The 14,982-nt window shown below is 61.5% G+C and carries 12 protein-coding genes; 2 read left to right on the top strand and 10 right to left on the bottom strand.

Features of this window, described 5'->3' with window-relative positions; genetic code table 11:
- Nucleotides 1–179: 179 nt before the first annotated feature.
- From G4O04_00610 to uvrB, 6 genes are all read right to left on the bottom strand, one after another.
- The gene (locus G4O04_00610; protein ID HEY57053.1) at nt 180–995 is read right to left on the bottom strand and encodes an amino acid ABC transporter ATP-binding protein; all 816 of its coding nucleotides are present in this window, start codon (nt 993–995) and stop codon (nt 180–182) included.
- A 25-nt stretch (nt 996–1,020) separates the two neighbouring features.
- The gene (locus G4O04_00605) at nt 1,021–2,175 is read right to left on the bottom strand and encodes an amino acid ABC transporter permease (GenBank protein ID HEY57052.1); all 1,155 of its coding nucleotides are present in this window, start codon (nt 2,173–2,175) and stop codon (nt 1,021–1,023) included.
- Between the two features lie 72 nt (nt 2,176–2,247).
- A complete protein-coding gene (locus G4O04_00600) occupies nt 2,248–3,423 on the bottom strand; it encodes an ABC transporter permease subunit (GenBank protein ID HEY57051.1) in 1,176 nt (391 codons plus the stop codon).
- 98 nt (nt 3,424–3,521) lie between these two features.
- The gene (locus tag G4O04_00595) at nt 3,522–4,646 is read right to left on the bottom strand and encodes an amino acid ABC transporter substrate-binding protein (GenBank protein ID HEY57050.1); all 1,125 of its coding nucleotides are present in this window, start codon (nt 4,644–4,646) and stop codon (nt 3,522–3,524) included.
- A gap of 129 nt (nt 4,647–4,775) precedes the next feature.
- Nucleotides 4,776–5,273 carry an aminoacyl-tRNA deacylase gene (locus tag G4O04_00590; GenBank protein ID HEY57049.1) on the bottom strand — a complete coding sequence of 166 codons (498 nt, stop codon included), beginning with the start codon at nt 5,271–5,273 and terminating at the stop codon, nt 4,776–4,778.
- Nucleotides 5,274–5,637: 364 nt separating this feature from the next.
- Nucleotides 5,638–7,686: an excinuclease ABC subunit UvrB gene (gene uvrB, locus G4O04_00585; protein HEY57048.1), complete on the bottom strand. Its 2,049-nt coding sequence runs from the start codon at nt 7,684–7,686 to the stop codon at nt 5,638–5,640.
- Nucleotides 7,687–7,751: 65 nt separating this feature from the next.
- Between uvrB and G4O04_00580 the strand changes: the two genes are divergently transcribed.
- Complete coding sequence (locus G4O04_00580) at nt 7,752–8,387, top strand: MBL fold metallo-hydrolase (protein ID HEY57047.1); 636 nt, start codon at nt 7,752–7,754, stop codon at nt 8,385–8,387.
- A gap of 140 nt (nt 8,388–8,527) precedes the next feature.
- Here the strand turns inward: G4O04_00580 and G4O04_00575 are convergent, their stop codons facing one another.
- The 4 genes from G4O04_00575 to G4O04_00560 all read right to left on the bottom strand — a co-directional run bounded on the left by G4O04_00575 (nt 8,528) and on the right by G4O04_00560 (nt 12,094).
- Entirely contained in the window at nt 8,528–8,800 is a 273-nt protein-coding gene (locus G4O04_00575; protein ID HEY57046.1) for a hypothetical protein, read from the bottom strand.
- Between the two features lie 321 nt (nt 8,801–9,121).
- A complete protein-coding gene (locus G4O04_00570; protein ID HEY57045.1) occupies nt 9,122–9,409 on the bottom strand; it encodes a hypothetical protein in 288 nt (95 codons plus the stop codon).
- A gap of 475 nt (nt 9,410–9,884) precedes the next feature.
- Nucleotides 9,885–11,414 carry a ribonuclease Y gene (gene rny / locus G4O04_00565; GenBank protein ID HEY57044.1) on the bottom strand — a complete coding sequence of 510 codons (1,530 nt, stop codon included), beginning with the start codon at nt 11,412–11,414 and terminating at the stop codon, nt 9,885–9,887.
- Between the two features lie 2 nt (nt 11,415–11,416).
- A complete protein-coding gene (locus tag G4O04_00560) occupies nt 11,417–12,094 on the bottom strand; it encodes a hypothetical protein (GenBank protein HEY57043.1) in 678 nt (225 codons plus the stop codon).
- 405 nt (nt 12,095–12,499) lie between these two features.
- On the opposite strand from G4O04_00560, the gene G4O04_00555 reads away from it, so the two are divergent.
- A complete protein-coding gene (locus G4O04_00555) occupies nt 12,500–14,761 on the top strand; it encodes an NADP-dependent malic enzyme (GenBank protein ID HEY57042.1) in 2,262 nt (753 codons plus the stop codon).
- The last annotated feature ends 221 nt before the right edge of the window (nt 14,762–14,982 follow it).

Raw genomic sequence — 14,982 nt, 5'->3', positions numbered from 1 at the left:
ATGCGCCCAAACAAATGTGCGTTCAGGTCTTACAATCTTTTGAAGTGGAAATTCCGCTAAATCTTTCGGAGGGTATCCAGGTGTTGGTCAATGGACACCCCGTGCCTCGCCGTTGATGATATGCCGGGCCCCGACTTCAGAGATAGGGCCCGGCGTATTGAATAATTTGTTGGTGAGTGTCAGTGCAGGATTTGCGAGAGGAACAACTTGGTGCGGTCTTCTTTGGGGTTGGTGAAGATTTCTTCCGGTGTGCCGCTTTCCACAATCTGGCCCTGGTCGAAGAAAAACATCCGGTCGGCCACGGCTTTGGCGAAGCCCATCTCGTGGGTCACGACGACCATGGTTATCCCGCTCTCGGCCAGTTCTTCCATCACATCGAGCACTTCCTTGATCATTTCGGGGTCCAGGGCCGAGGTAGGTTCGTCGAAGAGCATGATCTTGGGCTGCATGGCCAGGGCACGGGCAATGGCCACACGCTGCTGTTGGCCACCGGACAACTGACCGGGGTACTTGTGGGCCTGGTCGGGGATGCCCACACGCTCCAGCAGTTGCATGGCCACTTCCTCGGCCTTCTCCTTTGGCCACTTGCGCACCTGGATGGGGGCCAGGGTGATGTTTTGCAGCACCGTCAGGTGGGGAAAGAGGTTGAACTGTTGAAACACCATCCCCGTTTCCATGCGGATTTTTTCGATGTTGCGCACATCGTGGGTCAGTTCAATGCCGTCCACGATGATGGTACCCCGCTGGTGGGCTTCCAGGCGGTTGATGGTGCGGATGAAGGTGGATTTCCCCGACCCTGAGGGGCCGAAAATCACAATCACCTCCCCCTTGTAAATCTCCATGTTGATACCTCGCAGGGCGTGAAAGTGCCCGTACCACTTGTGCACATCCCGGGCGATGATGATGGGCACCTCACGCCGTTCAATGGCGGCGGTGCGTTCCTCTTCGGGGAGTTGTAGAAAGGCATCCAGGTCAAAAGTTTTCACAATCGTCATGGGGGTTTCCTCCACTCAAAATGGCCTATCGCTGACCCACGCCCAATGCCTCTTCCAGGCGGCGGCTGGCGTAGGACATGGCATAACTAAACACCCAGTAAATTAGCGCGATAAAAGTATACACCTCGCGCTGCTTGCCGATGAACTCCGGCTGGGCCAACACCGTCGAGGCGATGCCCAGCAAATCCAGCAAGCCCACGATGGCTACCAGTGAGGTGTCTTTGAACAGGGCGATGAACTGGCCCACGATGACCGGAATGACATTGCGTAGCGCCTGGGGCAGGATGATCAGCGTCATGGTTTGGAAGCCGTTGAGCCCGATGGCCCAGGCGGCTTCGTATTGCCCGCGGGGGATGGCCTGCAGCCCGCCGCGGACATTCTCGGCCATGTAGGCCGCGCTGAAAAGCACGATGCCGGCCATGGCGCGCAGCACCCGGTCGATGGTCATCCCCGGCGGGAGAAACAGGGGCAGCATCACCTGGGCCATGAACAGCACCGTGACCAGGGGAACGCCACGGATGATTTCGATGTAAAGCACGCTGAACAGGTGGACCACCTTCAGCGTCGAGCGTCGCCCCAGCGCCAACAGGATGCCCAAGGGGAAGGACAGGGTGATGCCCACGATGGTGAGCAGGAAGGTGAGCAGCAAACCGCCCCAGAGGTTGGTGGGCACATAGCGAAGGAACCCTTCCGGCCCCAGGCCCCGAATCAACAGGATGAGCACGGGGAAGTACCCCAGGAGAAGCGACCGGGTGAGCCAGCGCACCCAATGCCGTTCCCGTTGGGTGTAGCCCAAGGCCCACGCGGCCACCCCAAGCACGGAGAACAGGGCCACATTGAGGCGCACGGAAGGGGCCATCTTGGGCGCCAGGGCCAGCAGCAGGGGCAGGGCAGCCACCACCACGCCGGCATGCAGATAGCGACGGCCCAGCATGGCTCCCCAGAATAGCCCCAAGGTCACTGCCACCAGGTGGACGGCCAGCCAGATGCGCCAGATCTGTTCCACGGGGTATTGCCCGACCATGAACAGGCGCATGTTGACCAGCACCACCTGCCATTCGGCCTGGGTGAAAGCCCACACCAGAATCGACTTTCCCAGAAGGTACACAATGTACGCTGTGACCAGGGTCAGAATGCCGTTGTACCAGGTGCTGAACAAATTCTTGTGCAGCCATCCCAGCAGGGTGAACCGCTCAGTAGGGGGTGGCAGCACTTCACCGTGTGTGTAGGCTTTGACGGGCTGTTGCATGGCTTAACGCTCCACAAAGCGGATCTTGCGGTTGTACCAGTTCATGAACAGCGAGGTCACCAGGCTGAAGAAGAGGTAGACCGCCATCATCATCAAGGTCACCTCCACGGCCCGCCCCGTTTGATTGTGGATGGTGCCGGCCACCGAGTAGAGATCCGGATAGCCGATGTACACGGCGAGGGAAGAGTTCTTCGTCAGGTTGAGGTATTGGCTGGTCAGCGGCGGCACGATGACTCGTAAGGCCTGCGGAAAGACGACCAATCGCAGGGTCTGAAAACCGTTCAGCCCCAGGGCGCGCGCGGCTTCGTATTGGCCCTTGGACACGGACTGGATGCCGGAGCGGACTACTTCGCCGATGTAGGCCGAGGTGTAGATGACCAGTCCCGAGAGCAGAGCGGCGAATTCGGGGGTCAGGTTCCGCCCACCCACGGTGTTGAACCCTTTGAGTTCCGGGAAACTCCAGGCCAGCGGCTTCAGGATCAAGCCGCCAAGGATGGCGATCACCAGAAAGGTCACGATGGTCCATAAAGTGACCAGTGGAGGGCGCCCGGTGCGTTTGCCGATTAAGGTGAGCCGCCAGGCCACGATGGCCGCCGCAACGACGGCGAAGAGCAGCACCCAAAGGTAGAGGCGGAAGGTCTCGGTGGGGATCCCCCAGGGGATGGCCACGCCGCGGTTGCTGAGGTAAATGGGCCCTGGCAGGACCATTGCCTCTTTGGCGCGGGGTAGTTTCAGGAACAGGCCGGTGTACCAGAAGACCAGGAGCACCAGCAAGGGGATGTTGCGCAGCACCTCAACATAAAAAGCAGCCAGGCGGCTGAGTAACCAGTTGCCCGAAAGACGGGCGACGCCAACAATAACACCCAACAAAGTGGCGAAAATGATACCCAAAAAACTCACCAGCAAGGTGTTGAGGATGCCGACAAGGAAAGCGCGGCCATAGGTGCTGGCGCGAGAGTAGGAGATCAGATGCTCTCCGATGTCGAACCCGGCGGTCAATTTCAGCCAGTGGAAACTGGGCAACAACCCCTGTTTGGCCAATGCGACCATCATGTTCCGATACAGGGAGTAGCCCACGGCCACGACCACGACCAGAAAGATGATTTGACTGAGGACCTGCAAAACCCGCTCGTCACGCCAGAAGGGGATACCTTCCCGACGCAAACTCTCTGTGCTCATCGACTTCCTCCCCAACAGCCAAAAGGGACTTCACAACCAAGCAGAAAAAAAGAGGGGAAGGCTGAAGTCGAGCAGCCTCCCCCTCTTGGGAAATCGCTTTAGCGGATGGGCGGTGCGTAGATCAGGCCGCCGTCCTTCCACGAGGCGTTCAATCCGCGCGGCAGGTTGAAGGGCGTGCCGGGGCCCAGGTTGCGGTCGTAGATCTCGGCGTAGTTACCCACCATCTTGATGATGTTGTAGGCCCAGTTGTTGTCCAGGCCCAACTTCTGGCCCATTTCGCCTTCCAGGCCCAGGAACTTCTTCACATTGGGGTCCTGGGTGGTGGCCTTCACCTCGTCCACATTCTGGGAGGTGATGCCGAATTCCTCGCCGGTGAAGGTGGCGAAAACCACCCACTGGACGATGTCGAACCATTGATCGTCACCATGGCGCACCACGGGCCCCAGAGGTTCCTTAGAAAGGGTCTCGTCCAGGATGATGTGGGCATCCGGGTTCTTCAGGGTGATCTTGCGGGAGATCAACCCCGACTTGTCGGTGGTCACGGCGTCGCAGCGGCCCTCTTCGTAGGCGCCGAAGACCTGGTCGGCGGTCTCGAACACCACCGGGGTGTAGTCGATGCCGCGGGCGGACATCTGGTCGGCCAGGTTCAACTCGGTGGTGGTGCCCGTGGCCACGCAGATGCTGGCCCCGTTGAGGTCCTCTAACTTGGTCACACCGCTGTCCTTGGATACCATGATGCCCTGGCCATCGTAGAAAGTAGTGGCCACGAAGTTGGCACCCAGTTCGGTGTCGCGGCTTAGCGTCCAGGTGGTGTTGCGAATGAGCACATCGATTTCACCCGTCTGCAGGGCGGTGAAGCGCTCTTTGGCGGTCAGCGGACGGTATTCGACCTTGGCGGGGTCGCCAAAGATGGCAGCAGCCAGCGCCTGGCAGAAGTCCACATCAAAGCCTTCGTATTCACCCTGGGCATTCACATAACTGAACCCGGGCAATTGGCCGTTCACGCCGCAGATCACATTACCGCGCTCCTTCACGGTCTTCAGGGTTTCCCCATAACCGGAGGGCGCAGCCGCCCCGCCTTCAGCGGGCACCTGGACCGTGACGATCACGGTCTGCACAGGCTGGGCACCGCTTTCCGCGGGGGCTGCACTTTGGCCGCCACAGGCGGCCAGGGCCAGTGCCAGCACCACCAGCACGGCCAGTAAGCCTAAAACTTTCTTCATCTTCTCTCCTCCTTCGAGAGGTTCAAGGGATAGGGAGCAGGGAAAGGCATCATGGAACCAAACCCTTTTCCTAACTTGGAAGGATTATAGAGGAACTCCATCAATCCTACAAGGTGCTTAGAGGGGTTTTTATGGATTTTTTATCCAGTTGTCCCCCCGGGAGATGGGGGCCACCACCGGGTTCAGCAGGGTGAGAAGGGCCTGAACCGGGATCCGCAGGTTGAGCCCCCGCTCACCGCCAGAAAGGTGGATGGCCTCCCACTGCTTCACCGTGTCGTCAAAAACCACCTGAAACCGCCGCCCCACCAGGGCCAGGGGGGAGATGCCCCCGGCTTGCAGGCCGGTCAGGCGTTCGGCTTCCCGCTCGGTGGGGAGGTGTACCTTTTTCTCTCCCACAGCCCGCGCCAGGGCTTTGAGGTCCACCTCACGATCGCCGGGCACCACGGCCAGGATGGGTTTGCCCCGCCCCTCGCGCACGACCACGATGGTCTTGAAGACCTGGCCCAGGGGCAATCCCAGCCGTTGTGCCACCTCCCGGGCGCCCAACTTCTCCCGCGGCAGTTCAAAGGCTTTGTAGGGGATGCCCCGTTGCTCTAAAAGGCGGATGACATTGTTTTTGCGTGGCATACGACCTCCAACGCGGGCTTCATCTGAGGGCAGGACAAGTCCTTGTAGGGATGCCTAGATGCTTGGTGCTCCAGTGTCAGGTGCGGCGTGCGATGTCCGAGGTTCGAGGTAGGGGGATGCCTTGATGCCCAGTGCCCTGATGCCCGGATACCCGGTGGGGTGCGATGTGCAATGTGCAATGTGCGAAGTGCCGTTCATGGGGCGCTCACCATGACAGGACGGCCATTGACGCTTCACGACGCCACGACCTAACCACGCGACGACAATCCTCTGTGCCCTCTGCGCCTCCCTATCCCTCTGCGTCTTCCTCATCCCAACGTCACGCCCTACGCCCCACGATGCCACGACCCACAACTCCACGACCTCACGACTTCGCCCGCTCCACCTCGCTCAGCAGGTCTAAGCGTTCCCTAAGGCTCAACCCGGGCATTTCGGCCAGCAGCGCTTTGAGTTCGAATATCTGATCCCGTAAGGCGGCGGCCTTTTCGAATTCCAGGGCTTCGGCGGCCTGGTGCATCTGCCGCTCCAACTCGGCGATGAGGGCCTTGAGTTCCGCGACGCCCATTTTCTCGGGGTGCTTCACCCGGTATGGGGCCTCTTCTTCGGCCACCTGGGCCGCCACACGCTCCGTGAGGTCGTGCACCGGCTTGACGATGCTTTGCGGGGTGATGCCGTGCTCACGGTTGTAGGCCAGTTGTTTGGCCCGCCTGCGGTTGGTCTCGTCGATGGCGGCTCGCATGGCCTCGGTGACCCGGTCGGCGTACATGATGACTTTCCCGTTCACATGCCGCGCCGCGCGACCGATGGTCTGAATCAACGCCGTGGCGCTGCGCAAGAAGCCTTCTTTGTCGGCGTTCAGAATAGCCACCAGAGACACTTCGGGCAAATCCAGCCCCTCGCGTAACAGATTGATGCCCACCACCACATCGTACACCCCTAAGCGCAGGTCGCGGAGAATCTGCACCCGCTCCAAAGTATCAATCTCCGAATGCAGATAGTGGACCTTGATGCCCTGCTCCATGAGGTAATCGCTCAGTTTCTCGGCCATGTGCTTGGTCAGCGTGGTCACCAGCACACGCTCGCCCCGCTGGATCCGTTGGCGGATCTCGCCCAACAGGTCCTCCACCTGCCCTTTGGTGGGCCGTACCTCCACCTTGGGGTCCGGAATGCCCGTGGGACGGATGATCTGCTCCACCACCTGGTCGGCTTTCTGCAGTTCGTAAGGGCCGGGGGTGGCGCTGGTGTAGATGGTGTAGCCCATCTTTTGTTCAAACTCTTCAAAGGTCAGCGGTCGGTTGTCCAGGGCCGAAGGCAGGCGGAAGCCGTAAGCCACCAGGGTTTGCTTGCGGCTGCGGTCGCCGTGGTACATCCCGCGAATCTGGGGGATGGTCATGTGCGACTCGTCAATGATGAGCAGATACTCTGCGGGCAGGTAATCCATCAGGGTCCAGGGGGGCGAACCCGGGGGGCGTTGTTCCAGATGGCGGGAATAGTTCTCGATGCCGGAGCAGTAGCCCACCTCCCGCAGCATTTCCAGGTCGTAGCGGGTGCGTTGTTCCAGGCGCTGGGCCTCCAGCAGTTTGCCCTGAGCCTTGAACCAGGCGACCCGCTCTTCCAGTTCGCGTTCGATGTCGGCCAGGGCCTTTTGGAGTTTTTCCTCTTCGGTGAGGTAGTGCTTGGCCGGGAAGATGGTCACCGAAAGCAAGGCCCCTAAGGTCTCCCCGGTGAGCGGGTTGATTTCCAGAATGCGCTCCACCTCGTCGCCGAAGAACGAGATGCGGTAGATTTTCTCCTCCTCGTAAGCTGGGGCGACCTCCAGCGTATCGCCGCGCACGCGGAAGGTGCCAGGGCGCAGTTCCAGGTCGTTGCGCTGATACTGGCTCTCCACCAACTGGCGCAGCAGGGCGTTGCGACGGTAAATCTGCCCCACTTCCAGGTGGATGACGGCGCGGCCATAGGCTTCGGGGCTGCCCAGGCCGTAGATGGCCGAGACCGAGGCCACGATGATCACATCCTTGCGCGACATGAGGGCCGTGGTGGCCGCCAGGCGCAGGCGATCGATTTCCTCGTTGATTTCGGTGTCCTTCTCGATGTACAGGTCTTGCTGGGGGATGTAGGCTTCGGGCTGGTAGTAGTCGTAGTAGGAGACGAAATACTCGACGGCGTTTTCGGGGAAGAAGGACTTGAATTCGGCGTACAGTTGCGCCGCCAGGGTTTTGTTGTGGGCCAGCACTAAGGCGGGTAGTTGGAGTTGGGCGATCACCGAGGCTATGCTGTACGTCTTGCCCGTGCCCGTCGCTCCTAACAGCACCTGATGCCGGTATCCCTTCCGCACCCCTTCCACCAGGCGGCGGATGGCTTCGGGTTGGTCTCCCGTAGGCTCAAAAGGGGCGTGTAGTTGAAAGGTTTTCATGTTAACATTATACCCACCTGCATCTGGCGTTTTCCCTGGTTTGCTCTTCACTGTTGGGAGGGGTTATGCTGCACATCGTCCCGTTGGTCCTTGGCCCCGTAGAGACGAACACGTATTTGGTGGCCGACCCGGCCTCGGGTGAGGCGGTGGTCATCGACCCGGCTGACGCGGGAGAGGACATCGCCCAGATGGCCCAGCAGCATGGATGGCGCATTGTCGCCATCTGGGTCACCCACGCCCATTTTGATCACATTGGCGGCATCCCCGGGTTGCTGGCCCGGGTGAGCCCCACACCTCGTGTCTGGCTCCATCCGTTGGAAAAACCTCTGTGGGAAAGGAAAGGCGGGGCCGAGTGGTTCGGCCTCTCCATCGGCTCATTGCCCAATTCTACTGAGGAACTGGCCCATGGGCAATGGCTTACGGTGGGGAAAATCGCCTTCGAGGTGCGTCACACGCCGGGACACACCCCCGGCCATGTGGTGCTGTACTGCGCGCAAGAGCAGGTGCTGTTCAGCGGGGATGTACTCTTCTACGAAGGCATTGGCCGCACCGACCTACCTGGCGGCGATCACGCCATCCTGCTTCACAGTATCCGTCGGCAGGTGTTCACCCTGCCAGCGGAAACGCGCGTGCTGCCTGGCCACGGCCCGGAGACCACCGTGGGCTATGAACGGGCGCACAATCCCTTTGTCAGGGGGTAGAAGCGCTTTGGCGGTTGGGCGGTTTGGGCGCCCAACCGCCCTATGCTTTGGCCCTAAGGCGCGGCGGTGAGCCACACCCGGACTGACCGGGGGACGAACACCTGCCTGGCTACCGTGCGCATCGCGGCTTCCCATGCTTCTTATTGGGCTGCCGAGGCGTCGGGCGGCGCGGTGGGGTACCAGAGGAGAGGCCCCTGGGAAGCCACCCTTTCGTAGTGCCCCTGCTGCCAGGCCTCGGGCAGCGCCTGCCGGATACGCTCCGCTTCCTCATCGCTGAGGCAGTGATAGGGCTGGAGACGAAAACCTTGCAGGCGCAGTTCTGCAGTGCCTTCCTGGGAGGCCCTGGCCGCGCTTTGGCCGTGCCTGACCCGGAGAGCGGTGCGCGGCTGAGATCGTAGATCTGGAAATGGCACAAAAGCGTCGAGCGCCCCAGGGCCTCTTTGTTCTGCAGGGCAAAATAACCTATCTTCCAAGACGCATCGCCCACCTGGAAGTGCATCTCCGGCAGCCATGCCCGCGTATCCGGAGCATCCACGCACAGCGAGAGGATGAGGTACGGCGCGGCCCAAAGGCCTTCGTCCACGCGGAGCGGGGCGTCGCCCGCCTGGGGCTGGGCGTCAACGCCGTTCCCGGTTGGGCCGGGGCGCTCAGGGAGACGCCGTGGGGGAAGCGGAGTTCCACCTTTTGCGGAGGGTGGCGGTCGAAGTCGCCCGTAAAGATGAGGCCGGCGCTCATCACCCCCGGGGTGTGGGCGTCCGTGCCCCCAAAGCCCCGGCGTCGTTGCGTGGGCACGGCCTCCTCCGCCGCTTGCCAGACGACCTGGGGCTCACCCGTTCCGGCAGGAGAAGGGCCGGATCGGCTTGCCAGAACACGAACCCCAGATGGGCGGTGAAACGGGCCTGCACTACGGGCGTGTGATCGCTGGCCGGGTTTCCCCCGGCGCGGACGGCGCGGTACCCGCCCCACAGACCGAGCAGGGCCAGGAAAGCCAGAAGAAGCCAGAACCCTTTTTGGCGGCTCATGGTATCTCTCCTGTCTCGTTGACTGACAAATCTCGTCGAGAGGGTTCCCTGGGTTTGATCTCTCCCTACCCCTACCCCGTTTCGGCGACGCGACTCCGTCGCCGAAGCCGCCCCCTTCTCGCCCTTGGCAAGGGAGGGAAGGGGGCGGATGAGCCAAGCGCCAGCGAGGCTCATCGGAGGATGGGAGAGATTGGCTGATGGGCAGCGTTTTGTCAGTCAATCAGGTGAGTTCCCTCCTCTGTTCATTTCCCCCCCGTTGCTAAAGCGTTGCCAAATGAATCTCCAGGGGTGCACCCTGAGGCGCGGCCTCGCGGGTGTGGCCCACGGTGCCGCTTGCCGGGGGCATTGCGGGCCGTCGGAGCCTACCAGGCAGCCCGGAGGCTCAGGCAGGGGCGAATGGCTTTTAATGGAACTTCCCCCAGGGCGGAGCAAAACCCTGGAGGAAGGGAGCAGTCGAGGGGTCCGGCCATGGGGGTTACTTGGCGTAATCCACGGCCCGCGTCTCGCGGATGACGGTGACCTTGATCTGGCCGGGGTACTGCATGTTCTCTTCGATCTTCTTGGCGATGTCCCGCGCGAGACGGGCGGCCTCCAGATCGTCGATGTCCTCGGGACGCACAATGATGCGGATTTCGCGCCCGGCCTGGAGGGCGAAACTCTCGGAGACGCCCTTGAAGGAGTTGGCGATTTCCTCCAGCGCGCGCACCCGCTTGAGATAGTCTTCCAGGCTTTCGCGACGGGCGCCGGGCCGGGCACCGGAGATGGCATCGGCCACCTCGACGATGATGGCTTCCACGCTTTCCTGTTCCACCTCGTGGTGGTGCGAAGCCACCGCGTTGACCACCCGGGGATCCACGCGGTAGCGCTTGAGGAACTCGGCCCCGATCATGGCGTGGGTGCCTTCCAGGTTGTGGTCCATGGCCTTGCCGATGTCGTGGAGCAGGGCGGCAGTTTTGGCGATTTCCACATCGGCGCCCAGTTCGGCGGCCAGCACCGCGGCGATTTTGGCCGTCTCCACGGCGTGGTAGAGTTGGTTCTGGCCGTAGGAGGTGCGGAATTTGAGGCGGCCCAGGGTTTTGAGGATATCAGGGTGCAGGCCGGTGACGCCGGCCTCGTAGGCCGCCTGTTCTCCGGCCTCGACGATGATGCGCTCCACCTCGCGGCGCTCCTTGGCCACCACCTTTTCGATTTGCGCCGGGTGGATGCGGCCATCGGCCACCAGTTTCTCCATGGCGCGGCGGGCCACCTCGCGGCGCACCGGGTCGAAGGAGGAGATGGTCACCGCCTCGGGGGTGTCGTCCACGATGACATCCACCCCGACCGCCTGCTCGAAGGCGCGGATGTTGCGCCCGTTGCGGCCGATGATGCGCCCTTTCATGTCGTCGGAGGGCAGGGGGACCACCGAGGTGGTGATTTCGCTCACATGTTCCGAGGCCACCCGCTGGATAGCCAGGGCGATGAGTTTGCGCGCCCGTTTCTCGCCCTCTTCGCGGGCTTCGGTTTCGATCTGGCGGATGATGCGGGCCATATCGCTCCGGGCCTCGCTCTCCACCTCGGTCAACAGAAGTTGGCGGGCTTCTTCCCGGCTCATGTCGGCGATAGTCTCCAGACGCTGCACCTGTTCCTGATACAGGCGTTCCAACTCCGCCTCGCGTTTCGCCAGGGTGTGTTCCTTTTGCGTCAGCGCGTGTTCGCGCTTCTCTATCTTCTCCCAGCGGCGGTCCAATTCCTGCCGCCGACGCATCAGGCGGTCTTCTTCCCGTTGCAGGTCACGCCGCAAGCGGGAGATTTCCCGCTGGGCCTCCTGGCGCACCCGATGGGCTTCGTCTTTGGCCTGGAGTTCCAGTTCGCGGGCCTTTTCCCGCGCCTGGCGCAAAATGTCCTCTGCTTGGGATTCAATGTCGGCCTTGCGCCGTCGGTCGCTGAGTATTTTGAGCCAGTAGCCCAATCCTAGCCCCAGGGCCAGGGCCACGACCGTGGCGAAAATCCAAACAACCAGTCCCAGTCTCATCGTCTCGCTCCCTTTTCGCTAAGTTCATCCGGGGAAGAAGGACGCCGCTCCCAGAGTTGGGGGAGGATGGCCCGGATGGTTTCGTAATCAAATCCCCGGCGGGCCAAATAGGCGCCCATCTTTTGACGAAAAGCCGGCCACTCCAGGCGGGCGTAACGCCGCAGCGCTTTCAGCCCCGCCTGCAGGGCCAGTTGCTCTTCGTCGACCTCGGCCAGGGCACGCTCCACCAGGTCGGGGGAGATGCCTTTCTGGCGCAGTTCAGCCTGCAAGGCGCGCCGTCCGCGCGGGCGAAAGGTGCCCCGGTTTTCCACCCATGCCCGCGCGAAGGCTTCGTCGTCCACCAGGCCGAGGTCGCGCAAACGGGCCAACACACTCTCGATGAGGGCTGGCTCCACGCCGCGTCGCGCCAGGTAAGTCCGCACCTCCGCTTCGCTGCGGGGGCGATAACTCAGGTAGCGCCACGCTTTTTGGTAAGCCTGCTCGGCGGCATCGGCGCGCAGCAACTCGGCGATTTTGGCTTCGCTGAGTTCCTGCCCCACATGGAGCCAGGCGGCCACGATGCGGGCCAGGCCGAAGGCGAATTCCCCATCCAGGTACACATTGACCCGTTGGGGGTTGCGTTTTTGTGCCTTCAAAGCCGTGATTTTGCGCGCCATAGAACGAAGAACCGCCATGACCAGTCTCGGCCACGGCGGTTAACGACATCCCACACGGGTTCGGGTGTTAAAGAGGAGCCCAAACTTTTCCAAAGAGAGCCCCGCCCATCACCGAAAAGGGGATGGCGGAGAAACAAGTCCGTCGGGATTTCCTTTGAGTCAACTACACTGCCGTCCAGCGGCAGGAATAAGCCAACCCAGAAGGGGAACGCCGTGACCGTGTTGCCGAAGCGGGTCACATTCAGGGTGCTGCCTACTTAATCATACCATCAAAATTGCGAAAAAAAGCGCCCTTTTTCCCGTTTCCGGGTAACTTCTGGCGAGGTCAGGTGTATAATATTAGTGACGGTTGTAACTATAGGTTCGGGTCAACCGTGATAACTGCTCATCCTTCACTTTCAATTTTTCCAAAAGGAGTTTCCTATGGCCGGTAAGATTACCCGAGAAGAAGCGTTAGAGTATCACCGCTTAGGTGGGAAGCCTGGCAAAATTTCCGTCGAACCCACCAAGCCACTTGCCACCCAGCGTGACCTCTCCCTGGCCTATACCCCGGGCGTCGCCGTCCCCGTGTTAGAGATTGAAAAAGACTCCGAACTGGCCTATGAATACACGGCCAAGGGGAACCTGGTGGCCGTGGTCTCCAACGGCACGGCCATCCTGGGCTTGGGTGACCGGGGTGCCCTTGCCTCCAAGCCGGTGATGGAAGGCAAGGGCGTGTTATTTAAGCGCTTTGCCGACATCGATGTTTTTGACATCGAAGTGGATACGCACGATCCCGATGAACTCATCCGCGTCGTGGCAGCCATCGCCCCTACCTTTGGCGGGATCAACCTGGAAGACATCAAGGCCCCTGAGTGCTTCTATGTGGAAGAAAAACTCAAGGAGATGCTGGATATTCCCGTGTTCCATGATGACCAACATGGAACGGCCATCATCTCCGCCGCCGGGTTGCTCAACGCCCTGGAACTGGTGGGCAAGCGCATCGATGAGGTGAAGATTGTGGTCTCCGGGGCAGGCGCTTCGGCTGTCGCCTGCGCCAAGTTGGCCGTCAAGTTAGGGGCCAAAAAAGAGAACATCATCATGTGTGACAGCCGGGGCGTGATTTACAAAGGCCGCAAAGAGCGCATGAACCCCTACAAGGAAGAGTTCGCCGTCGAAACCGACGCCCGCACCCTGGCCGAAGCCATTGTGGGCGCCGATGTGTTTTACGGCCTCTCGGTGGCCAACATCCTCAAACCGGAAATGGTCAAGCAAATGGCCGAGCGGCCTATCATCTTTGCCATGGCCAACCCCGACCCCGAGATCCCCTACGAAGTGGCCAAAGAAGTGCGGCCCGATGCCATCGTGGCCACCGGGCGCTCGGACTACCCCAACCAGATCAACAATGTGTTGGGCTTCCCCTTCATCTTCCGTGGGGCGCTGGATGTGCGGGCCCGGGCCATTAACGACGAGATGAAGATCGCCGCCGCTAAGGCCCTGGCTGCGCTGGCCAAGGAGGATGTGCCCGATAGTGTGCTGCGAGCGTATGGCCTGGAGAGCCTGAGGTTCGGGCCGGAGTACATCATCCCCAAACCCTTCGACCCGCGGGTGCTCCTCTGGGAAGCGCCAGCCGTGGCCCAGGCGGCCATGGAAACCGGCGTGGCCCGCAAGCACATCGACCTCGAAGAGTATCGCGAGCAGTTGGCCTTCCGCCAGGGGAAGGGCCAGCAGGTGCGCTACTTCTTCATGAATCGGGCCAAGAGCCTCAAGACCAAGAAGCGCGTGGTTTTTGCCGAAGGTGAGGAGGACAAGATTCTCCGCGCCGCCGCTCAGATCGCGGAAGAGGGCATCGGCATCCCCATTCTCATTGGTCGGCCCGAGGTGATCCACGAGAAGATCCAGCGCCTGGGCTTGGATTGCGACCCGCAGATCGTGGATCCGCGTGCCTTCGAGCGCATGGACGAATATGCGCAAGCCTACTACGAACTGCGCCAGCGCAAGGGCGTGACCCTGAGCCTGGCCTACAAGCGCCTGAGCGACCCCAATGTGCTCGGCCCGATGATGGTCAAGATGGGCGACGCCGACGCCTTCGTTTCCGGGTTGACCTACGAGTACCCCGAAGTGATCCGTCCGGCGCTGCAAATCCACCACACCCGCGAGGGCGTGGGTAGGGCAGCCGGGTTGTACATCATGATCGTCAACGACCGGGTGTACCTGTTCACCGACGCCACGGTGAACATCGACCCCAACGCCGAGGACCTGGCCGAGATCGCCATCCTGGCCGCCGACTTTGCCAAACAGTTGGAGTTAGAGCCCCGCGTGGCGCTGCTTTCCTTCTCCAACTTTGGCAGCACGCCGCACCCGCTCAGCGAGAAAGTGCGCCGCGCCGTGGAGATCATCCGCCAAAAGCGGCCCGACCTGGCCGTGGACGGCGAGATGCAGGCCGACACCGCGGTGGTGCCGGAGATCATCGAGCAACGCTACCCCTTCAGCCGGGTCAAGGACGCCAATGTGCTCGTCTTCCCCGACTTGGAATCGGCCAACATCGCCTATAAGTTGCTCGCCCGCTTGGGCAAGGCCGAGGCCATCGGGCCCATCCTGCTGGGTATGGGCGCGCCGGTGCATGTGCTTCAGACCGGCGACGAGGTGCGCGATATCGTGAACATCACCGCCGTGGCGGTGATGGACGCCGCCAGCCGCGAATGAGCCCCCTCTTTCCGTACAACCGCGCCCCCGGAGCCGTGATGGCCTTCGGGGGCGTTTTTTCACCCTTGTACCTGTCGGAATCCCGCCGGTTTCACGGAAAAACGAAGGCATGGCTCGACAGGGAGGTGACCATCTGCAAGCCGAGGATGATGGCGATGGCTTTCCCGATGGCCTCGTACACCTTCTCGAGCATAGGTTGCCCTTCAAAAAAACGCGGGAGA

It is taken from the genome of Anaerolineae bacterium, assembly GCA_011176535.1.
Lineage (GTDB): Bacteria > Chloroflexota > Anaerolineae > Anaerolineales > DRMV01 > DUEP01.
Note: the sequence above shows the minus strand (reverse complement) of the source record. Positions and strands in the feature narration are given on the sequence as shown.